Here is a 21,141-nt window from a genome sequence, read left to right as displayed (position 1 = left end):
CAACCGCCAGCAGAGCGTCAGCCCAAACAGCCTTTCCGTCAGTCCGTCTTGTTCTTGAGGGCCTCCCGCAGGAAGTCCCGCTGCAGAATAAGCAGGTTCTCGGCCACGGTCTCGTCATTGGTCATGTGGGTGATGCCGGTCAGCGGCAGGACCGTATGGGGACGGCCAGCCGCCATCAGAGCGCCGGAGAGCCTCAGGGTGTTGGCCACGGAGACGTTGTCGTCCGCAAACCCGTGGATCAGCATCAGCGGGCGGCGCAGCGAGGGGGCGTCATCAATGATCCCGTTGCGGCGGTAGACGGCCGGGTCCAGACCTAGATAGCGCTCGGTGTAATGAGTGTCGTAAAGAGTCCAGTCCGTGGGCGGGGCGCCCGCGCAGGCCGCATGGATCCGGTCGGGAGCCCGCAGAACCGACAGGGCCGACAGGAAGCCGCCATAGGACCAGCCGATCATGGCCACATGTCCCAGGTCTGCCTCAGGAGCGAAGTCCGGCAGGGCCTCCAGAGCCTCAAGCTGGTCATCCAGAGTCACCTGGGCCATGTCCTCGAAAATGGCCCGATCCCAGGCAGGCCCACGACCCGGCGTGCCCCGGCCATCCGCGGTCAGGACCAGGAAGCCCTGATCCGCCCACCACTGGGACTCCCAGTAGTAGGACTGGTTGAAGACCACCTGCTGGGCCCCCGGCCCGCCGTAGGGCTTGAGCAGGACGGGCAGGCTGTCGGCGCTGGCGTAGGGGCTGGATTCGGACGGTCTGACGATGGCAGCGAACAGCTCGTGCTGACCCATGCGCACGAAGTCCACGTTGGGGGTGAACCCGGGATCGCTGCTGGTGTCGGCCAAGACGGCGCTCATGGCTCCCTGGCTATTGATATGACCGGCATCCACGGCCCGCCGATCAGGACGATCCTGATGCTCATGCCGCACAGCTTCGCCAGCCTGCTTAGCGCTGCTGTCGGGGCGGGCTTCGCCAACCAACCCCAGCCCTTCAGCACCCAGGCGGTCCAGATCTCCATCAGCCCCCAGGTAGCAATGGCGCACCTGTCCCTGCGCCGAAGCCATGGTCCGGCCGCTGACCACGATGCCATGGCCGGCTCGCGAGGCGGACCACACTCCGGGCAGACGGTTGAGCACATGAATGGAGCCGTCATAGCCCAGGCGCATCAGGTCGAAGCTGCGGGGGTCAGTGGAGACCACCGCCAGCACATCGCGGTCCTCCACGGACAGCACCTGTCGAATCTGGCAGCCAGCAGGAGAGAATACCTTTCCGTCCAGGCGCAGCCGCGTGGTATCGGCTTCTGTATCGATGAAGGCATCCACCAGCCCGCCCTGGGGCTGGTAGGCCGGCAGCCCCGGCACCAGGTCGATCCACTGGTCGTTGCCATGCTCCTGCAGCACCCTGGTGGCCACCTTGGGCGCCGCCTCGGGATCAAGCAGGGTCATATTCTGCCCCGGCTCCAAGCCCTGGCGGGCATCCGGCACCTGCACATCCAGAATCCTGTCCTCGGTCTGCCGACGATTCTGAACCAGCAGCAGGGGCCGATGCCCGTCCTGCCAACGGACCACGGACAGGTACTCGAAGGCCTGATGGTCCCAGTCCACCTCGCCCACCCAGGGGTCGGCGTCATCCTGGCCCAGGAGGACCAGGCTCAGTCCGACGCGGGCGTTGGCGGTCAGAGCCTGGGGATACCGCCGGGCGCGCGGCCCGACCTGGGGATTGGCCGGATCGCTGATGTACCAGATCGGCTCATCAGAGGAATCAGTGTGCTCGACCAGCAGCGCCTTGGAATCCGGCGACCACCAGAATCCCTGGTAGCGGTCCATCTCCTCGCCGGCCACGAACTCGGCCAGCCCCAGCCGCATTCGATCATCGGTGCCTGGGCGCAGGGCCAGGACAGCCCGTTCACGGTCCTGCCCGGCATCCTGCCCGATAGTGACCACCATCAGCCGGTCGCCAGTGGTATAGGCCACCATGGTGCCGTCCGGACTGATGGCAGGATTGAGCACGGCCGAATCGCTGTCTTCCAGGCTCAGGGGCCGTGTGGAGGCGGTGAGACCATCGGGGGCTATCAGCGAGAGCCAGAGCCGACCGCCCAAGGCAAAGACCACCCGATCCCCGGCAGCATCCACACTGTAATCGACAATGCCCTCGCCGCCCTCTCGCGAGCGCTCCCTGCGAGCCAGCTCGGCGGCCGGCACCCGTTCCTGGTCCGCATCATCCAGCAGGGTCCTAGGGTCGGCCAGGAGCACCTCATGGTGGCGGCCTTCCTGGTCAAATACGGACAGCCAGAGCCCGGTCACCAGGTCTTCAGGTCCGTCGGAGCGCAGGAATACGGCCCGTGAGCCATCCCCCACCGCCAGGGCCGACCGTGGCGCACCCAACGTAAACCGCTGGGTCCGGGCCTTGGCCCGCGGATATGCCTCCATCGCCCGATCCACCTCTTCGGCCATGCTCGCTCCTCGAATATCTCTGACATGATCCCCATGACCATGCGTCTGCCACGATGATAAGCGCCCAAGTGCCAAAGGGGAATTCGAATAGCTCAACTGCGACGCGCCGCCCAGCCCGCAGCAGACGTTAATCGTTCTACATGAGAAATTCTTATCGTCGAATATGGCCTATTCCCGGACTTCGGCCGGCCGATGACCATTCCGTGCGCTAGAATTATAGCGTGTTGTCGCCAAAGACTGGTTGATGATGCCTGTTTCCCAGGGGTCGGGGTGTCAAGGCAGGACACCCCATGAATGTATCTGGGGAGCAACCGACAATAAGAGAAAATAGAGGTAACCAATGAATATCATGGTTCGTATCAAACGCGCATGCGCAGTACTCGCTGCCGGCGCCACCCTGGCAGGCGGCCTAGCGTTGCTGCCTACCGTGGCCCAGGCTGTCGAGAGCAAGAATGTCCAGACCAAGGCCGCTACTTACCAAGTCGATTTTCACGACACCGGTGCTGGAACCGTGATTACTCGTACTACCGGCACAGACGGCAAGCTGAAACTCGAAGATGTCCCAACGCCTACAGTGTCCCGTGAGTTGACCGACCAGAATGTGAAACCTGACGGCTGGGTTGAGGATCCAACAGACCCAGATCAACATCCGATCGACTTCGCCAATCGTGTTTTCACCGACAAGGCCGATCTCTATCCTCACTTCGTGGTGTTAGACCCCGCCGCCATCCCCACTTACACGGTCACTTTCATCAGTGTGAATCCGGAAAATATCGAAGATACATATATGGACCCGGTCGAAACCAATAGTGAGGGAAAGCTATCTAAGGAACCCACGGTTCATAACTTCGATGGTTACACCTTCGACGGTTGGTTTAGCGATAATGGCGGATCCCGTTACGTCCCCGGTGGCACCTACACCGCAGACGCTGTTTTCAGGGCCAGGTACACCAAGGTGACCACTCCCAACGAGCCTAACAAGCCTGGTCAGACCGCTCCGGCTGACAACAACACCAAGCAGCCTGCCAAGGACAACAAGGCTCCCGCCAAGGATCCGGCTAAGAAGGACGCCAAGAACAACAACACTCTGGCTCAGACTGGCGCCGACGCCGTGGCTCCTCTGGCCATTGCCGCTGGCCTCTGCCTGGCCGCCGGCATCACCCTGGGTCTGCGTCGCAAGCTGGCTCTGTGAGCCTGCAGGCTTCGGCCTGACCCATGATGATTGAAGTTCAAAGGCCCCTGGTCAATTGTGGCCACGGGGCCTTATCCATGCCCGGCAGTCGCGGTCGTTCGAACCTGTTCATTGGAGAAATTGCAAGCATCCGACCGCCCATTACCCCCTTCCGGCAGGGTCACGTACTATGAAAGGGTTATATGGAAAGGGATGACTATGAGCGTTCTCGATCGTTTCGAGAAGAGCGTGGAAGGCGCCGTTAACGGTGTCTTCTCGAAGTTCGGCTCCAAGGACCTACAGCCCGTCGACCTGTCGAGCGCCCTCGAGCGTGAGATAGACTCACAGGCCATGCCCGTCGGTCGCGACCGCACCGTGGCGCCCAACGAGTATCGGTTCAGACTATCCACCCCAGACTTCGACCGCATCGAGCAGTGGGGTTCGGAGGCTCTGGCCAACGAGCTGGCAGACAACCTGACCAAGTACGCCGAAAGCCAGCACTATGCCTTCGTCGGCCCGGTCGTGGTCATTTTCGAGGAGGACCTCAACCTGAACAAGGGCGACTTCCACCTGTCTGCCGAGTCGGTCCAGGGCAACGCGGCACCCGTCACCACACCCGAGGAGTCCAAGGACTGCCCGGTGCTGGAGATCAACGGCCGCCAGTACCTGCTGACCGCCCCCATCACCACCATCGGCCGCGGATCCTCCTGCGACATCGTCATCGACGACGCAGGCATCTCCCGCCGACACCTGCAGATCGAGATCACTGACAAGGGCGTGGTAGCCCGCGATCTGGGGTCCACCAACGGCACCTATGTAGAGGGACATCAGGTTCCCGCGGCCACCCTGCTGGACGGCAATACCATCACCATCGGCCGTACCCGCATCCTCTACTGGGCATCGTCACAGGAACAGGATTCGTAAGTCGCCCAGACCTTGAAGTAAGGTCGAATCATTATGCTGACTGAACTGACATTCGCCATCCTCAAATACGGATTCCTGGCTCTGTTATGGGTATTCGTCTGGCTGGCCATCCGTTCACTCCGCAAAGACATCGAGACTTTCAGCCCCAAGACCTCTCATACCCGCCGACGCAGCGAACGCGCAGCCCAGCGCAAGCTTCCGGCGGCCGCCAGATCCGTGCCTATCGCCCCGGTCAGCAAGACAGAGCCTGCAAGTGACGACCCCTCTTTGTTGGTAGTCATTGACGGACCTCTGGCCGGCTCATCCACACCGCTGTCCGGACGGCCCATCACCCTGGGGCGATCCTCCTCGAACACCCTGGTGCTGGACGACGAGTTCGTCTCAGGCCATCATGCGCGGGTCTACCAGGATCCTGCATCAGGCCGATGGGCCATCGAGGATCTGGGGTCCACCAACGGCACCGTCGTCTCGGGGCAGAAAATCACGGCGCCGACAATCCTACCGGCGGAGGTTCCCGTACGCATCGGTGCCACCACCTTCGAGTTGAGGTAGCCGCCCATGACCAGGAACGATGCGAGCCAAAAGCTGTTCCTCTACTCCACGGCGGTTTCAGACGTGGGGTACGTGCGCAGCAACAACCAGGATTCTGCCTTCGCCGGCGAGCGCCTGGTGGCCATGTGCGACGGCATGGGCGGCCACGCAGGCGGGGATACGGCCTCGACCATAGCCATCCGATCCCTGGCCCACATCGAACGCGACGACCGTGAGCAGGACGTGCAGTCCCTGGCTCGGATGATGGAGACCTCGGTCATCGCGGCCCATGACGCCATCGTGGGCAAGGCCAAGCGCGAACACCGGCTGTCAGGCATGGGCACCACGGTCACGGCCCTGGCTCTGGCCGACGACTCCTGGGTGCTGGCCCATATCGGGGACTCCCGGGGCTACCTCCTGCGCGATGGCAAGCTGATCCGGATGACCCAGGACCACTCCTACGTGCAGCACCTGATCGACACCGGCCGCATCTCCCCGGCCGAAGCCCGCAACCACCCTCAGCGCAATGTAGTCATGCGGGTCCTGGGGGACTTCGACATCGACCCCCGTCCGGATATCTCCATCACCAAGGCCATGCCTGCAGACCGCTGGATGATCTGCTCGGACGGCCTCTGCGGCGTTCTGGAGGACTCGACCATCGCCGAGGTGCTGTCCACGGTCTCGGACCAGGCGGAGTGCGCCCAGCAGCTGGTCACCTTCGCCCTGAAGGCCGGCAGCACCGACAACGTGACCGTGGTCATCGCCGATGCCACGCTGGCCTTGGACGCCGATGCCTTCGACCTGCCCCATCAGACCCCTCTGGTCGGCGGCGCAGCCAGCTCCAACCTGGAGGCCCTGGCTGACATCCTGGATGAGCCCGTAGCGGCTGCACCGCGCCTGCGCGACCAGTCCCGGGAGTCCCCCGCCAAGCGTGCCGCCGATCTGACCCAGGACCGGGATACCGCCAAGCAGGAGGATGAGGACGAAGATGGCCGCACTGCCCAGCCCTCGGCGGCCCGCGAGGAGAGCGGCGAACGGCATGTGCCCGACACCAGCGAGATCCCCGTCGTCCGCAAGAAGGACGGCTCGGCCTCAGCCGACCCCTACGACCCCGACGTGGCTGACGCCATCCACAAGGAGCACTTGGAGCAGCGCAAGCGCCAGCGCTCCCGGCACCGGAGAATTCGACTGATCCTGGCCGGCATCATCACCCTGGTAATCCTTGCCCTGGCCGGAGGCACAGGTGCCGCCTATCGTTGGAGCCAGGAACAGTACTACCTGGGCACGGATCAGGGCCGTGTGGTCATCTACCAGGGTGTGCCCACCAAGGCCTTCGCCCTCTCGCTGTCCCACCCGGTGCAGACCACGGACATCGCCGTCAAGGGGCTGCCCCAGTCCTGGCGTGACCAGCTGGAAGAGGGCATCACCGTCTCCAGCATGGATGACGCCCAGGAGCACGCCAGCCTGATCCGCAAGGAGGCCGGCGACCTCAAGCGCGAGCGCGCCAAGACTGCTGCTTCCCCCTCCGCCTCACCCTCGCCGTCGAAAACCAGCCAGGACGGGCGGCACTCGTCATGATCGCCATCCGTCTGCGCCGCATAGGCCTTCTGCTCTTCTCCCTGCTGGTAGGGTTCATCGGCTTCTTCCAGATGTTCGCCCGCTCGGCGGGCCGCTTCCCTGGAGACTACGCCGCCCTGCTGGCAGTCACCGCCGCCCTCTTCATCGCCCTCTGGGTCCTCTTGGAGATTTTCCAGCCTTATGGCAGCCAGGCCATCCTGCCCAGCATCGTCATTCTGAGCTCACTGGGCATCACCCTGATCACCCGCATAGATCTGCGCAACGCCCGGATCGGCCAACCCACACGAGTGGGCTTCACCCAGCTGATCTGGCTGTGTCTGGCCCTGGTCCTGTGCGGACTGCTGGTGGTACTGCTGCGGGACTACAGACTGCTGCGTCGCTTCTCCTATGTGAGCATGGTGGTGGGCCTGGTCCTGCTCCTGTCGCCCATGCTTCCCGGCATCGGCCGCGAGATCGGCGGCGCCCGCATCTGGATAGGCGTGGGGTCGCACACCCTGCAGCCCGGCGAATTCGCCAAGCTCTTCCTGGCCTTCTTCTTCGCCGCCTACCTGTTCGACCACCGAGACCAGCTGGCCGTGGGCGGCAAGAAGGTGCTAGGCATGCGGATGCCCCGAATCAAGGATCTGGGCCCCATCATCATCGTCTGGCTTATTTCGCTGGCCGTCCTGGTCATCCAGCATGACCTGGGCACCTCGCTGATGTACTTCGCCATGTTCGTCTCCATGCTCTATGTGGCCACTGGCCGCACCAGCTGGATCGCCATCGGCTCGGTCTTCTTCGTCATCGGGGCCGTGGCCGCATCCATGATCTTCGCCCATGTGGGCGCCCGCGTGGACGCCTGGCTGCACCCCTTCAGCGACGCTGAGTTCAGCAAGGCCTTCGGCGGGTCCGGCCAGCTGGTGCGCGGCATCTTCGGCCTGGCCGCCGGCGGGTTGACCGGCACCGGCCTGGGCCAGGGACGCCCCTGGATCACCCCCCTGGCCAACTCCGACTTCATCTACACCTCGGTCGGCGAGGAGCTGGGGCTGAGCGGCCTGCTGGTGATCCTGGCCCTCTACCTGGTCATCGTGGCCTCGGGCATGATCACGGCCATGAAGATCAAGGACGGCTTCGGCAAGCTCCTGGCCTCCGGCCTGGTCTTCACCATGGCCTTCCAGGTCTTCACCGTGGTGGGCGGCATCACCCTGGTCATCCCCCTGACCGGCCTGACCATGCCCTACATGGCGGCGGGCGGCTCAAGCCTGGTAGCCAACTGCATCCTGGCCGTCCTGCTGATCATCATCTCCAACGCGGCCAACAAGCCGGCGCCCGAGGTCAGCTCAGACACCTTCAAGTACGAGGCCCTGGCCGTCCTGCGCCAGCAGGAGACCAGCAAGCGCAGCGGACAGGACAACTCGGACCAAAACGATTCGGACCAGGATGAGCAGACCGACCTGCCAGCCACCGGCCGCATCCCCGCCCGCCAGGTGCGAGGAGGTGGACAGTGAACAAGGCCCTGCGTCAACTTTTCAACGCCGTCATCGTCCTCTTCGTCATCCTGGGGCTTTCCAGCTCCATCATCATGGTGATCCGGGCAGGAAGCCTGAACTCGGATCCGCGAAATCTGCGCGCCCTCTACCACGAATATGCGGCACCCAGGGGAGCCATCCTGACCTCGGACGGCGCCGTCATTGCCCAGTCCGACCCCATCAACGACTCCTTCCAGTACCAGCGGCACTACAACAAGGGGGCCGTCTACTCGCCCATCACCGGCTACTACTCCATCACCAGCCCGGCCGACCGGGGAATCGAAGCCTCGCGCGACCGCCTGCTGAGCGGCCAGTCGGACAGCCTGTGGATGGACCGGCTCAAGTCCCTCTTCACCGGAACCCAGAACAAGGGCGCCTCCATCGAGACCTCCATCAATCCCGGCATGCAGGAGGCGGCCTATTCCATGCTGGGCAACCTGTCCGGATCGGTGGTGGCCATCGAGCCCTCCACCGGCCGCATCCTGACCATGATCAGCACGCCCAGCTACAACCCCGGCGACCTGACCGCCCACGACAGCGGCGATGCCTCCCAGGCCTACCAGAAGCTGGCCTCCCGCTCCGACAACCCCATGCTCAACCGGGCCACCTCGCAGCTGTATCCGCCCGGGTCCACCTTCAAGGTGGTCGTGGCCGCCGCCGCCCTGGAGTCCGGCCAGTACCACCCCGACAGCCAGCTGCCGGCAGGAGCCTCATACACCCTGCCCGGCACCAACTACAACCTGACCAACGCCACAGCCACGGGCAACGGGGTCAACGGCAGGATCAGCATGGAGAACGCCCTGGCCTACTCCTCCAACACCGCCTTCGCCCAGCTGGGTGTCAGCCTGGGCGGCAAGACGCTGGCCGAGCAGGCCCGCAAGTTCGGCTACGGCTCCACCATCACCTTGGACGGGACCAACTCCACGGGCCGGCCCATGAAGGCTGTGGCATCCAAGTTCCCCGAGGACCAGTCCCAGGACCGGCTCGCCCTGGCCTCCATCGGCCAGGGGGACACCCTGTCCACCCCCATGCAGGCGGCCATGACGGTCGCCGCCGTGGCCAACGGGGGCAAGCTCATGCAGCCGACCCTGGTTGACCGGGTGCGCTCCAGCGATCTGAGCGTCATCAGCGAAACCACGCCCTCGGTCTACTCGCAGGCCTTCTCCACGGACACCGCCAAGGCCCTGACCACCATGATGGATGCGGTGACCACCAAGAGCTACCCGGAGCTGGCCATCCCCGGCATGCAGGTGGCGGCCAAGTCCGGCACGGCTCAGATCGGCGCGGGCAATACGGCAAATGACGGGTGGATGGTAGGATTCGCCCCGGCCGATAACCCCAAGGTGGCTGTTGCCGTCGTGGTGCATGGCATCTCCTCCTATGGCATGGAGATCGCCGGGCCGATCATGAAACGCGTCATGCAGGAGGCTGCCAAGTGAAACTGGTACAGGGACAGCTCATCCATCGACGGTACCGTCTGGACCGCCGTCTGGCCCAAGGGGGCATGGGCGAGGTCTGGAAGGGCTACGACATCGAACTGGGCCGTGTGGTGGCCATCAAGGCCCTGCGCGAGGACCTGACCAACGAGGAGTCCAAACTGCTGCGGCTACGGGCTGAGGCGCACAATTCCGCCAACCTGGCCCACCCCAACATCGCCGCCCTCTTCGAGTACTACGAGCATGACGGCATCGGATTCCTGATCATGGAATACGTGCCCAGCCAATCCCTGGCAGACATCTACCGGGACCGGGGCGCCCTGGACCCCATCGAGCTGCTGCCCATCCTGATCCAGACGGCCCGGGGGCTCTACGTGGCCCACTCCCACGGTGTCATCCACCGGGACGTCAAGCCGGCCAACATCATGGTCTCCGACACCGGCGAGGTCAAGATCACCGACTTCGGGGTCTCATACTCCACCAACCAGGGGCAGATCACCCAGGACGGCATGGTGGTGGGCACGGCTCAGTACATCTCGCCCGAGCAGGCCCAAGGCCTTCAGGCCACCCCCCAGTCAGACATCTACTCCCTGGGCGTGGTGGCCTACGAGGGGCTCTGCGGGCACCGGCCCTTCACCGGCGCCACCCCGGTGGACATCGCGGCGGCACATGTCAACGACCCTGTGCCGCCGCTGCCCGACTCGGTGGACAACCAACTCATGAACTTCGTCATGTCCATGCTGGCCAAGGACCCGCGGGACCGCCCGGCGAATGCACTGGTGGTCTCGCACACACTGGCCAGGATCGAGCAGCGGCTGCTGGATCAGCAGGTGGGCGAGACGGAGGTCATCAATCCACGCGCACCCATGCCTCGACGCATTATGAGCAGGCCGCACGCGGTAAAAGACATCTTCAGGCCCTTCTGGGGGCACTATGGAGAAGGAAGCGCACAGCGCGGCCTTGAAGCGACGAACGGAGGGGATACCCTATGAGCATCACACTGCCGCCGTCCCTAGCGGACGGACGATACCGTCTGGGACAGCTGATCGGACGCGGTGGCATGGCCGAGGTCCACAAGGCTGTGGACACACGTTTGGGAAGGACCGTCGCGGTCAAGATCATGCGGTCCGATCTGGCCAATGACGAAGTCTTTCTATCGCGGTTCCGGCGGGAAGCCCACTCGGTCGCCCTGCTCAACAACCCCAACATCGTCTCCATCTACGACTCGGGCGAGGAGATACTGACCGACGACCAGGGCAACCATGAGCGGGTGCCCTACCTGGTCATGGAGTACGTCAAGGGCCAGACCCTGCGGTCCATCCTCAAGGAGAACGGCGCCCTGAGCCAGCGCGACAGCGAGCAGGTCATGCTGGGCATGCTCAGCGCCCTGGACTACTCCCACCACATGGGCGTCATCCACCGGGACATCAAGCCCGGCAACATCATGATCTCGGAGCAGGGCATCGTCAAGGTCATGGACTTCGGCATCGCCCGGGCCATGGACGACTCGGCCGCCACGATGACCCAGTCCCAGGGCGTGGTGGGCACGGCCCAGTACCTGAGCCCCGAGCAGGCCCGCGGCGAGAGCGTGGACATGCGCTCCGACCTCTACTCGGCCGGCTGCGTCCTCTACGAGATGCTGACCGGACGGCCGCCCTTCAACGGGGATTCGGCCGTGGCCATCGCCTACCAGCACGTCACCGAGGTGGCCACCCCGCCCAGCAGCATCGTGCCCGGCCTGCCGAAGATGTGGGACTCCATCTGCGCCAAGGCCATGGCCAAGGACCGGCAGAACCGGTATGCCACGGCCTCCGCCTTCAAGAGCGACATCCTGGCCTTCATGAACGGCGGAACCCCGGTGGCTGCCGCCTTCAACCCGCTGACCGACCTGGCCAACGTCAAGGCCCGCAAGGATGCCGAGCAGGGCACCGAAACGGCCACCATGCCGCTGACCGAAGAGGAGACGGCCGCCACCCAGGCCTTCAACCCCGTCCAGGATTCGCTCAACCCTGCTGCCACCGGCGTAGCCACGGCTGAGCGCACAGCCGCCAAGACGGCCCAGCAGAAGGCCAAAAAGCGCAAGAAGATCATCATCGGCGCAGTCCTGGGAGCCCTGCTTCTGGTGGCCGCCGGACTGGGTCTCTGGACGGTCGTGAACCGGAACCATCATCAGATGGCCGAGGTGCCCACCATCAACGCGCAGATGTCACGGATCCTCGCCCGCGAGAAGGTCACCGCCGCAGGCTTCCACTACCAGGAGAAGGAGGATCACGACTCGGCCGAGCCCAAGGGGACCTTCACCAAGCAGAGCCCCAAGGGCGGAAGCATGGCTCCCAGAGGCTCCACAGTGACCGTCTGGTTCTCCTCCGGGCCTAAGGACACAGCCATTCCCGATGTCAAGGGCATGAACCAGCAGGAGGCCCGCAGAACCCTGGAGAAGGCCGGATTCAAGGTCTCCCCCGCCGCCTCGGTGGAAGACAGCCAGGACGTGCCCAAGGACCATGTGACCCGCACGGATCCCGCCGCAGGCCAGAGCGTGGCCAAGGGAACCAGCATCCTGATCTACATCTCCTCGGGCATGACCAAGGTGCCTGATCTGTCTGGCAAGACCAAGGACGACGCAACCAAGACCCTGCAGAGTCTGCACTTCAACATCACCATCCGCGAGCAGGCCTCCAACACCGTGGCCAAGGATATGGTCATCAGCACCGATCCGGCTGCCGGATCCTCCGTCCAGCAGGGAGCCATGATCACGGTTACCGTCAGCAACGGCATGCAGTTGGGCAACTACATCGGTATGACCCTGGGCGAAGCCAAGCGCACCCTGGGCCAGGGGGTCAAGATCACGGTCAACGGCCCTGGCAACGACAACGCCGAGGTCACCGGCCAGGATCCTGCCGCAGGCGCCTCCTTCGACAAGTCCAAGGACACCATCACCCTGACCACAGCCATCCGCATTCCGCCCTTCTCCCAGGGCGAGACCTTGGGCAGCTACCGGCAGAAGCTGACCAACAGCGGTGTCAGCGCCGACAGGATCACCTCCATCGGCAAGGACACGGACAAGGTGACCGCTGTAAACCCATCGGCGGGAAGCAGGGTGGACGACAACACACCCATCACGGTGACCACCATCAGCTCCGCCAACTGACCTGATATGGCCCCGGCGGGCACAGTCCTGCCGCCGGGGCCATATGTTGGGTCATATAAGGCCAGGCAGATGAGTACGGGGTGAATATAAGCGGCGCCTTTCAGACCATGGCCACCGTGGTGTCTTAGATAAACCAGGGCAATCACTTCCGGCAGTCGGCAAGACATAGCACCAATAAGCGGCGAGGCCGCAGAATCACATTGGATCCTGCGGCCCCGCCGCTCTTGCTATGCCGTCTCGATCAGAAGGTGGAATAGTTGGACATCTGTCTGAGCATGGGCACGTTGCTGGCCAGCCATGGGAAGCCCCATTCCATCAAGGCACAGACCAGAGCCAGCAGAAGCAGAATCAGCAGAAGCCATCGAATCGGGGCTATGCCGGACTGGTGCCGCAGCAGCCAGCCGTAGAGGCTGATCATAGGCTGGGGCTTCTCGCCCTTGCGAATCTGCCGCAGCAGGGGGTAACGCCAGGCAGCCAGTGCCGCCAGGTAGATGATCAGATAGGCTGCTGCCAAAACCAGGAAGACCGGCTGCAGAGAACCCAGCCTGGCCATGACCGAGCCCTTGTCGTCTGCAAAGGCCACATTGCTGCCACGGTCGCCCAGCAGTTCCTTGGGCACGCCGTCGGACACCTTGGCCCAGTAGCCGAATTCGCCCCAGCTGATCCACCGATGTGTGGCCGTGGTGTACTTGGGCTCGCAGGTGGTCAGCGTGATCATGCGCCGATCAGGAGCGTCGTTGGGCGAATAAGGGTTGGGGGCGATGACGCTCACCTCTTCGGGCGAGACGATCTTGTACCGGGTGTAGTGGTAGACGTACCAGTAATCCTTGGTGCGCAGGACGATGGCATCGCCCACTCGCAGCTCGTCTACATGGCCCAGCGGCTCACCATAGCCGGCACGGTGTCCGGCAATGGCCACGTTGCCCATCTCGCCCGGCATCTGCGTATTGGGGTAGTGCCCCAGTCCCGCATAGGCCAGCTCCCGGGGCGACGTGCCCTGAACCACATTGCGCTCCCAATGCTGTCCAAACCGAGGAATGTAGGCCTGGGCCATCAGTTCACCCTCGGCGGCCTGCTTGGGCTGTACCGGCGGCGCCCCTTTCTGAGGCTTGGCCACCTTGCGGGAGTCGCCCGATCCCGGGTTGCTCCAGGAGGTCGAGGCCCGGGCCTGCAACTGCTGATGCTCGGACTGCACGCCGGTCCACCAGAGCTGCCAGACCACGTAGAGGGCGCAGATGACGGCCAGGGTAATCAGCAGCTCCCCTACGATTTCCGCAATGCCCACCAGCCAAGTTCGCCGCTTATCCGCCGGCTTATCCGCCGGTTTATCCGCCGGTTTATCGACCGACGTCCTGTCGTTCTCCGAGTCCTCTGTCGTCATTTACCGTGCCTTCTCATCTAGCGATGCGTACTGGAGTGGCTGCAGGACAGCCGTCGTCTCAGGGAATTTCAGATTGTCCGAAGATTCGACATTCCATCCCAGACCTACCGTATTCACGTACTCCTTGTAAATGCGGATGGATGGCGAAGCATTCAGGGACTTGGTCATCCGGTCGACTGGTCCTATGGCTGAAATCTTATATGGCGGCGAGTACTTTCGGCCGTGCAGCAGCAGCACATTGCCCACGCATCGCACGGCCGTGGTGGGCAGCACCCGCTGATCCTGGATCCGCATGGACTCGGCTCCCCCGGCCCAGAGCGCGTTGACCACGCTCTCCACATCCTGCTGGTGGATGACGTAATCATTGATGTTGGCCGTCGACCCGTCGGACCCCACCTTCTGCTGCCAGAGCGGGGAATCGTTGAGGGTCACCGTCAGCCCCGGCCCCTGGACGGCCTTGAGCACCGTGCCCGAGCCAGGGTCCTCGCGGGACTGGTCCGAACTGCCCTTGTCGTCGGTAAGGGTCTTCAGCGCGTTGATCTGGGAGCTCATGTCATTGATGTCCTTGCGCAGCTCAGCAGCCTTGTTCTGGCGCTCCTCCACCAGCCCGGCCGTGTCCGAGGTGACCGTGACCGTCCTGTTGACACGGATGTTGGTGGTCAGCATGTACCCGACCAAGGCCAGCACCACAGCCACGGACACTGTGCCGACCAGGGACCTGCGCGCACCGTGCCGTCCCGTCCGTCTGGTCATAGGCATACCCTCATCCTCATCTGCGATAGTATTACGTTCGAGTCTAACCGCTACTATGGCTTAGTAGATCTACTGAAGGAGAATAACCTCATGGCAGAGCATCAACTCCATGATGACGAGGACCAGGCGGTGGACGAGGCCAAGACCGCTGACACTGGCGAGGACGCCGAGGACGAGGAGTACGGCCTGTCCATGGACAAGGTGGAGGCTGTGCTCAACCAGAACGTTGACAAAAAGCACATGACCCCGCAGATGCGCCGCATCGTGCAGCGTCAGGAGGAGAACACCCGCCGCGTGGAGGACACCATCAAGAGCACCAAGGCCAATCCACGTTGGTTCGTGCCTCTCTTCGTCACGCTGATGGTGGTGGGCCTGATCTGGATCGTGGTCTACTACATCGCCTCCACCCGGGGCAATGTCTTCCCCATCCCCGGCATCGGCAACTGGAACCTGGCCGTGGGCTTCGGCATTCTGCTGGTCGGCTTCCTCATGACCATGTGGTGGCACTGATCCAGCTACAGTGTTCTTCAGGGACCCCGCAACCGTCCAGACACGGCTGTGGGGTTCTTTGTATACTGCCTATAACCGTCCACACCTGAACGTTATGCGTGTGTGGATTCAAGCCTCCAGCTCCACCTATTTCATCCACTGTTGTCAGACTCAAGCCACAGTTATCCACAATCGCCCGAATTCATCGTGGACTTCCTAGGACACTCGTCCACAACCCTACTGCTGATTGGGTTCTGCCTTCACTTATCCACTTTTTGCCGGTATATATGCACCAGTTCTGGATACTTATTCCCAGGTTATCCACACGATTGTCAACAAATGTGGATAGATGACATCCATGTCATTTATCGATAACGAGGCCCAAAGCGGAGACGAGATAGTCGGCAGTCGGCAGCAGGGCGGCCAGATGCTGATTTTCAGCGCATGGGGTTGACCATGTTGCAGCCCAGAGCCAGCAGGACCAGGGCCGCCAGGAAGATCAGCGTGGGCAGCAGCCAGGAGAGCAGGCCATGCACCCGCGAGCCAGGCCGACCCATGTACAGCAGGGCCAGCATGAAGAGGCCGCCGACTATGAATCCGCCCACATGGTCCTGCCAGGCGATGCCGGGCACAAACAGGGGCATGCAGAAGTTGATGGCCATCCAGACCACCATGGAAACGATGTCGATCCCCAGACGGCGGTAGACCACCAGGATGGCGGCAAAGAGCCCGAAGAGCGCGCCCGAGGCCCCGATGGCCGACGTGCCCCATCCATTGGGCGCCAGGACCGCATAGACCATCAGCCCCAGGTCTCCGCCCAGCCCGCTGATCAGATAGAGGGCCAGAAAACGCCCATGCCCTATCAGATTTTCCAGCACCGGCCCCACAACCCAAAGGGTGATCATGTTGAAGAGGATGTGCGAGACATTGGTGGCGTGCAGAAATATGTTGGTCACGAACATCCAGGGCTCATGAATGGCCGTAATCGGCACGAAGGCCCAGTAGCCCAGCAAAAGCCGCTGGTAGCGAAGCGGAGCCAGCAGGTACAGGGCCATCTGGATGACCCAGGCCACTATGCAGATCAGGGTGATGGCTATGGTCACCACCGGAGCATGGTCACCCCAGTGCCGCCGGATCCAGCCCAGCGGCCCCCGACCGTTCCCTCCGCCTGCGAAACCGGTGCCCATGCCATTGACCATGAACCTTACCTTACCTGACCATCCGGCCCGGGGTGTGCGGTTTCCGTGCCGCAATGGCACCGATGCGCCCCACAGTTCGCCGCTTTCTACTAGGATGTTGACTAGGTCGGTCGAAGTGGGCAGGACCGACGAAAGTCGTCGAAAGGAGCCAAACATGGAGAATTCATCTTCAAACGGCTGGAAGTTCTTTGCACTGCTCTTCGGCACGCTGCTGGCCGGCGTTGTCGCTCTGTTCGTATACAAGCAGCAGAACCCGGATTACGATCCCTGGGAGGAGCCGTGGGAGAACAGCTCATCGCCAGTCGACCTGGGCCTGGCCAAGGATGAGGAGGACAAGGGATCCGAGGATCCCGAGACCCCTCTGCAAGCGGGCGCACAGGCCTGACCGTTCCGGTCGGGAAGGAATCCGACCCAGCGTCAAAGACGTGAGGGCAACGGGTTCCTTTTTTCATGCCTGAATTCGGCCTGACTGCAGCCTGCTGGACACGCCTGTTGGGGCGGCGCGTCACAATGGAGCCATGAGTGCCATACGGGAAGCAGACATGGAAGAAGGCCGCCGGGATTTTCTGGCCTGGCGCGATGCGGCCAAGGAGGCCGCGAATAATCTGGGCCCGGAGGGCGACCGGCTGACAGTGACCCCGCAAACAGACAGGCGCAGCAAGGCCATGGCTGTCCGCTATTCCCTGCACATGCTGGAGATCAAGGCTCCCGGCCCCGGCGTAGAGGTCAGGGTGGCGCCTTGGGGGGCCGTCAAGATTCTGGACGGGCCGGCATCCGACCCGCATAACCTGACCCCGCCCGACGTCATCGAACTGGACCCGGATGTCTGGCTGCGGCTGGCCGCCGGCGTCACCAGCTGGAGCGAAGAAGCCGCCGCCGGGCATATCAGCGCCGTGGGCGAGCGAGACGATCTGCACGAGCTGCTGCCGCTGGTATGAGGCCGGCTACTTGCTCGCGGACCCCTTGGCTGCGGTCTTCTTGTCCTTGTGGTGTTTGAGCGCGCTAGGCACGGGAATAGGTATGCGCTTGTGGGGCTTGGGCGTGGCCGGCATCTCGCCAGAGGTGGCCTTGGCAGCAGCCTCGGCGGCCCACCGGGCGTAATCGTCCAGATCATCGTCCGTGGAATCCTCGGGGTCCTGGCCCCCCGATTTGCGCGAATCCGGTTTGGAGTACTCCTCTTCAACCATTTTGAAGGGATCTTTGCCCCTGGTTCCGGGTTCCTTGCTGCTGAGCTCTTTGGCCAGCTCGTCGTAATCCGTGTCCGTTGTCAGATATTTGAGCTTCCGGGCTATTTTCGTCTGCTTAGCCTTCTGACGTCCGCGGCCCATCCGACCCCCTTCGCCAGGTAACGTGCACTTAGGCAACTTGAATGTGAATTTGCATCATTTATGAGAGTACCACCTGAGCATCTTGTCGGCTCGGACTTTTACCATAAAAGCAATTCCCAGAACGACATTCGGCACGACGGCAAGGGTGGGACCATGCAGGGAGAAGTCACAGCGGCAGGCAACGAGATCAGCGACAGCTTCAGAGCCGCCAAGCATCGGTCCGACCAGGTGCTGGCCGAGCTGGACAAGAATCCGAGCCGCTACACCATGCTGACCGGCGACCGCCCGACCGGCAGGCTCCATCTGGGCCATTACTTCGGCTCCATCCGCGAGCGCGTCCAGATGCAGAATCGCGGCGTGCACACCAACATCGTCATCGCCGACTACCAGGTCATCACCGACCGGGACACCACCGAGCACATCCGCGACAACGTGCTCAACCTGGTGCTGGACTATCTGGCTGCGGGCATCGACCCCAGGAAGACCATGATCTTCACCCATTCGTCCACCCCGGCAGAGAACCAGCTGCTGCTGCCCTTCCTCTCCCTGGTGACCGAGGCCGAGCTTCACCGCAACCCCACCGTCAAGGCCGAGATGGAGGCCAGCGGCCACGCCCTGACCGGCCTGCTGCTGACCTACCCGGTCCACCAGGCCTGCGACATACTCTTCTGCAAGGCCAACGTCGTGCCCATCGGCAAGGACAACCTGCCGCATGTGGAGCTGACCCGGACCATCGCCCGCCGCTTCGACGAGCGTTACCCCGGCCAGGCCCCGGTCTTCCCGGAGCCTGATGCCATCCTGTCCGACACCCCTGAGATTCCGGGTCTGGACGGACGCAAGATGAGCAAGTCCTACGGCAACTCCATCATGCTGGGAGCCACCGCCGAGGAGACGGCCAAGCTGATCCGCAAGTCGCCCACCGACTCCGAGCGCAGGATCACCTTCGACCCTGTCAACCGCCCCCAGGTCTCCGCCCTGCTGACCACGGCAGGCCTGGTGACCGACCGGAAGCCCGAGGACATCGCTGAGGAGATCGGCTATGCCGGATCGGGCGCCCTCAAGGCCTACGTGACCAAGTCGGTCAACGAGTTCCTGGCGCCCCACCGCGAGCGTCGGGCCGAGCTGGCCAAGGACATGGACGCCGTGCGCGACATCCTGGTCGAGGGCAACAAGCGCGCCAACCAGATAGCCGAGGAGACCCTTGATCAGGTCCGCTCGGCCATGGGCATGCGCTACTAGACGTCGTACCGCCAGGAGCGGTCGGTCAGCACCCGGGCCGTGACCAGGCCGATGGGCAGGCAGATGATGACCATGAAGGCCCGGAAGGCCCAGTCCAGGGCGTTGAGCGTATTGAACTGCCCCAGGTAGAACATGGCCCGGTACATATACAAGCCAGGCACCATGATGACGATGGAGGGCACGGTCAGGCTGATCCTTGGGTAGCCCAGGTGGGGCGGCAGCAGGCCGTGACGGACCGAAGAGCGCCAGACCGTGGCCAGCATGCCGGCCAGGAAGGCACCCAGGAAGGCAGCCATCTCCGGAGGGACATGGAATATGTCCTGCATCTCCAAGCGCATGGTGTCGGTCAGAGCGCCGATGACGGCGGCCACCAGGGCCATGCGCTGGGGTGAGTTGAAGAGGACCGAGAAGCCCCAGACCCCGCAGAAGGCCGCAATCAAGCGCAGGCCGGCCATCAGCCAGGGACTCAGGTTCATGGGTTCAAAGCCCTGGGGGTTGAGCATGACCATCCGCGCCACGGCCCAGCCACCCAGCGTGGCCACCAGGATGATCGAGAAGGCATAGGTGATGCGCTGCACCCCAGATGGGAAGTCCAGCTTGGCGATGTCCAAGCCGCCGGTGACCAGGGGGAAGCCTGGAATGACGAAGAGGATGGCGCCGATGTAAGCCGTGTCGTGCCTGAGGGCCACCGGGTCGAAGATGCCCACCAGCCTCAGCGTGCCGACACAAGCCAGGGCGGCGATGATGACCGCCACCCCCGTGGCGAAGAACTGGTTGATCCGCCTGCCCAGCATCTGACGGCGCACCCACTGGCCTATGCCAGCGCCGACGAAGGCTCCGGCCATGTCGTAGGGGCCGCCGCCCAGCAGGAAGACGAAGGCTGCGCAGGCCACGGCCGAGGCGAAGCCTGAGAAGAGGGGCGAATAGAGGGGTTTGCGTCGCTCGATCAGGTCCAGGCGTTCGTGCGCCTGCCGGACTGTGATGCCGCCCGTTGCCTGCGGCTCCGGGGACGCGGACTTGTCAGAGGAGGCAGGCCGCCCAGCCTCAGAGCCGCGGCCTTGGCTGGTTGCAGACGGTCCGGTGGCTGCAGAACCGGCGGCGCTCGAATCCGAATCCTTGGAGCCTTTGGAATCCTCCGGCCGAGGCGTGGAGCCTACGGTGCCCAGTCCGGCGGCCGTTCTGGTGTCTATGGCCGCCGCATCGATCCGGTTCTGGCTGATCTCGTCCTCGTTGTGTACGGCGGTGGCCACTGCATCCTTGAGCGCCTTGGCCGCATCCTGGTCCTGGGCCAGCACCTCCTTGACAGCCTTGCGGGCCGCCGCGTAGACGTTCGGCTCGTCCAGGTTGTCCACCAGCTCCCGGGAGACCACCGTCATGGCGTGGTAGGTCCCCGCCTGCCCGCACTTGACGCTGAGCCAGTCCGCGAAGTGCTCCAGCAGCCAGATCCGCTCGGTGTTGACCCCGGTGGTGGGCAGGTCCACCACCTCGGTGATGCGGGACACGCCATCCGTGCAGGTGGCCTCGATGTCGGTCAGGTTCACGTCGGCCCGCACATGCACGCCCATGGGGTAGGCGATCCTATGCATCATCTCGCGCACGCGGAAGCTTCCCGTGCCGGCCCCCAGCTCCAGCATGCCCACCCGCACAATCAGGCTGGTCTTGGCCGCTATGCAGGCCTCGACGATGGGCTTGTCGTAATCGCGTTCAATGTCCTCCATGTCCAGCGGAATGGAGTGGGTGTGGTACTTGCTGACCCGTCTGACCTCGGCTGCGGTCCTGCCGCGATAGCCGTCCTTGGAACTCCTGCTCTTGAATTTCACACCCACATTCATACTCCACCCGGGTCACGTGCCCTTGCACCGCCGCACGGGACCATGAAACGTATTCGACCCTAAAGCGTCCTAGAATGGGCCGCGAGCCATCGAACCGAAGGCTGTGGGCCTGCAACGCCGACCACCAATAACCGCGGAGGAGCCGTGGAATGGTCGAAGACCGGGCAACCTGCGATT

At 63.4% G+C, this 21,141-nt stretch carries 18 protein-coding genes; 12 read left to right on the top strand and 6 right to left on the bottom strand.

The annotated features are described in order from the left end of the window. Positions 1–38: 38 nt before the first annotated feature. Positions 39–2,447, bottom strand: coding sequence for a S9 family peptidase (locus RAM15_RS00350; protein ID WP_306221584.1), 2,409 nt, complete (start codon positions 2,445–2,447; stop codon positions 39–41). 349 nt (positions 2,448–2,796) lie between these two features. Here RAM15_RS00350 and RAM15_RS00345 point away from each other — a divergent pair, with 349 nt between their 5' ends. The 8 genes from RAM15_RS00345 (at position 2,797) to pknB (ending at position 12,743) form a co-directional block, all read left to right on the top strand. After that, positions 2,797–3,639: an InlB B-repeat-containing protein gene (locus RAM15_RS00345; RefSeq protein ID WP_306221583.1), complete on the top strand. Its 843-nt coding sequence runs from the start codon at positions 2,797–2,799 to the stop codon at positions 3,637–3,639. Positions 3,640–3,837: 198 nt separating this feature from the next. Further along, a complete protein-coding gene (locus tag RAM15_RS00340; RefSeq protein WP_015021121.1) occupies positions 3,838–4,542 on the top strand; it encodes an FhaA domain-containing protein in 705 nt (234 codons plus the stop codon). 36 nt (positions 4,543–4,578) lie between these two features. Beyond that, entirely contained in the window at positions 4,579–5,094 is a 516-nt protein-coding gene (locus RAM15_RS00335; RefSeq protein ID WP_372338672.1) for an FHA domain-containing protein FhaB/FipA, read from the top strand. 6 nt (positions 5,095–5,100) lie between these two features. Next, positions 5,101–6,651: a BofC C-terminal domain-containing protein gene (locus tag RAM15_RS00330; protein WP_144085857.1), complete on the top strand. Its 1,551-nt coding sequence runs from the start codon at positions 5,101–5,103 to the stop codon at positions 6,649–6,651. Then, positions 6,648–8,138 carry an FtsW/RodA/SpoVE family cell cycle protein gene (locus tag RAM15_RS00325; protein ID WP_306221582.1) on the top strand — a complete coding sequence of 497 codons (1,491 nt, stop codon included), beginning with the start codon at positions 6,648–6,650 and terminating at the stop codon, positions 8,136–8,138. The genes RAM15_RS00330 and RAM15_RS00325 overlap by 4 nt, the downstream gene beginning before the upstream one ends. Then, positions 8,135–9,598 (top strand): peptidoglycan D,D-transpeptidase FtsI family protein, encoded by a 1,464-nt coding sequence (locus RAM15_RS00320; protein WP_306221581.1) that lies wholly within the window; start codon positions 8,135–8,137, stop codon positions 9,596–9,598. The genes RAM15_RS00325 and RAM15_RS00320 overlap by 4 nt, the downstream gene beginning before the upstream one ends. Next, complete coding sequence (locus RAM15_RS00315; protein ID WP_024627542.1) at positions 9,595–10,587, top strand: serine/threonine-protein kinase; 993 nt, start codon at positions 9,595–9,597, stop codon at positions 10,585–10,587. The genes RAM15_RS00320 and RAM15_RS00315 overlap by 4 nt, the downstream gene beginning before the upstream one ends. Continuing rightward, positions 10,584–12,743 carry a Stk1 family PASTA domain-containing Ser/Thr kinase gene (gene pknB / locus RAM15_RS00310; protein WP_121913886.1) on the top strand — a complete coding sequence of 720 codons (2,160 nt, stop codon included), beginning with the start codon at positions 10,584–10,586 and terminating at the stop codon, positions 12,741–12,743. The genes RAM15_RS00315 and pknB overlap by 4 nt, the downstream gene beginning before the upstream one ends. Positions 12,744–12,984: 241 nt before the next feature. Here the strand turns inward: pknB and RAM15_RS00305 are convergent, their stop codons facing one another. Beyond that, complete coding sequence (locus RAM15_RS00305; RefSeq protein WP_306221580.1) at positions 12,985–14,124, bottom strand: class E sortase; 1,140 nt, start codon at positions 14,122–14,124, stop codon at positions 12,985–12,987. Next, complete coding sequence (locus tag RAM15_RS00300) at positions 14,125–14,877, bottom strand: DUF881 domain-containing protein (protein ID WP_045923788.1); 753 nt, start codon at positions 14,875–14,877, stop codon at positions 14,125–14,127. Positions 14,878–14,967: 90 nt separating this feature from the next. On the opposite strand from RAM15_RS00300, the gene crgA reads away from it, so the two are divergent. Next, positions 14,968–15,387 (top strand): cell division protein CrgA, encoded by a 420-nt coding sequence (gene crgA / locus RAM15_RS00295; RefSeq protein WP_024627538.1) that lies wholly within the window; start codon positions 14,968–14,970, stop codon positions 15,385–15,387. 416 nt (positions 15,388–15,803) lie between these two features. Here crgA and RAM15_RS00290 read toward each other — a convergent pair whose 3' ends face one another. Beyond that, complete coding sequence (locus tag RAM15_RS00290) at positions 15,804–16,565, bottom strand: rhomboid family intramembrane serine protease (RefSeq protein ID WP_306221579.1); 762 nt, start codon at positions 16,563–16,565, stop codon at positions 15,804–15,806. A gap of 154 nt (positions 16,566–16,719) precedes the next feature. Here RAM15_RS00290 and RAM15_RS00285 point away from each other — a divergent pair, with 154 nt between their 5' ends. After that, positions 16,720–16,950 carry a hypothetical protein gene (locus RAM15_RS00285; protein WP_015021110.1) on the top strand — a complete coding sequence of 77 codons (231 nt, stop codon included), beginning with the start codon at positions 16,720–16,722 and terminating at the stop codon, positions 16,948–16,950. Between the two features lie 133 nt (positions 16,951–17,083). Beyond that, the gene (locus RAM15_RS00280) at positions 17,084–17,503 is read left to right on the top strand and encodes a sterol carrier family protein (RefSeq protein ID WP_306221578.1); all 420 of its coding nucleotides are present in this window, start codon (positions 17,084–17,086) and stop codon (positions 17,501–17,503) included. A gap of 6 nt (positions 17,504–17,509) precedes the next feature. Here RAM15_RS00280 and RAM15_RS00275 read toward each other — a convergent pair whose 3' ends face one another. Beyond that, entirely contained in the window at positions 17,510–17,893 is a 384-nt protein-coding gene (locus tag RAM15_RS00275) for a DUF3073 domain-containing protein (RefSeq protein WP_024627535.1), read from the bottom strand. 153 nt (positions 17,894–18,046) lie between these two features. Here RAM15_RS00275 and trpS point away from each other — a divergent pair, with 153 nt between their 5' ends. Beyond that, positions 18,047–19,132 (top strand): tryptophan--tRNA ligase, encoded by a 1,086-nt coding sequence (gene trpS, locus RAM15_RS00270; protein WP_306221577.1) that lies wholly within the window; start codon positions 18,047–18,049, stop codon positions 19,130–19,132. Here trpS and RAM15_RS00265 read toward each other — a convergent pair. Then, a complete protein-coding gene (locus tag RAM15_RS00265) occupies positions 19,129–20,850 on the bottom strand; it encodes a threonine/serine ThrE exporter family protein (RefSeq protein ID WP_306222204.1) in 1,722 nt (573 codons plus the stop codon). The two genes, trpS and RAM15_RS00265, sit on opposite strands and share 4 nt — an antisense overlap. Positions 20,851–21,141 lie beyond the last annotated feature (291 nt).

Origin of the sequence: Bifidobacterium asteroides (genome assembly GCF_030758775.1) — a bacterium.
Taxonomy (GTDB): domain Bacteria; phylum Actinomycetota; class Actinomycetes; order Actinomycetales; family Bifidobacteriaceae; genus Bombiscardovia; species Bombiscardovia kimbladii.
This window is presented reverse-complemented; position numbering and strand designations above follow the sequence as displayed.

Coding starts and splice junctions, on each gene's coding strand:
- RAM15_RS00290 (WP_306221579.1), bottom strand. CDS start 16,565: ATGGTCAATGGCATGGGCACCGGTTTCGCAGGCGGAGGGAACGGTCGG.
- trpS (WP_306221577.1), top strand. CDS start 18,047: ATGCAGGGAGAAGTCACAGCGGCAGGCAACGAGATCAGCGACAGCTTC.
- RAM15_RS00350 (WP_306221584.1), bottom strand. CDS start 2,447: ATGGCCGAAGAGGTGGATCGGGCGATGGAGGCATATCCGCGGGCCAAG.
- RAM15_RS00285 (WP_015021110.1), top strand. CDS start 16,720: ATGGAGAATTCATCTTCAAACGGCTGGAAGTTCTTTGCACTGCTCTTC.
- RAM15_RS00330 (WP_144085857.1), top strand. CDS start 5,101: ATGACCAGGAACGATGCGAGCCAAAAGCTGTTCCTCTACTCCACGGCG.
- RAM15_RS00280 (WP_306221578.1), top strand. CDS start 17,084: ATGAGTGCCATACGGGAAGCAGACATGGAAGAAGGCCGCCGGGATTTT.
- RAM15_RS00300 (WP_045923788.1), bottom strand. CDS start 14,877: ATGACCAGACGGACGGGACGGCACGGTGCGCGCAGGTCCCTGGTCGGC.
- RAM15_RS00305 (WP_306221580.1), bottom strand. CDS start 14,124: ATGACGACAGAGGACTCGGAGAACGACAGGACGTCGGTCGATAAACCG.
- RAM15_RS00340 (WP_015021121.1), top strand. CDS start 3,838: ATGAGCGTTCTCGATCGTTTCGAGAAGAGCGTGGAAGGCGCCGTTAAC.
- crgA (WP_024627538.1), top strand. CDS start 14,968: ATGGCAGAGCATCAACTCCATGATGACGAGGACCAGGCGGTGGACGAG.
- RAM15_RS00275 (WP_024627535.1), bottom strand. CDS start 17,893: ATGGGCCGCGGACGTCAGAAGGCTAAGCAGACGAAAATAGCCCGGAAG.
- pknB (WP_121913886.1), top strand. CDS start 10,584: ATGAGCATCACACTGCCGCCGTCCCTAGCGGACGGACGATACCGTCTG.
- RAM15_RS00265 (WP_306222204.1), bottom strand. CDS start 20,850: ATGGAGGACATTGAACGCGATTACGACAAGCCCATCGTCGAGGCCTGC.
- RAM15_RS00325 (WP_306221582.1), top strand. CDS start 6,648: ATGATCGCCATCCGTCTGCGCCGCATAGGCCTTCTGCTCTTCTCCCTG.
- RAM15_RS00345 (WP_306221583.1), top strand. CDS start 2,797: ATGGTTCGTATCAAACGCGCATGCGCAGTACTCGCTGCCGGCGCCACC.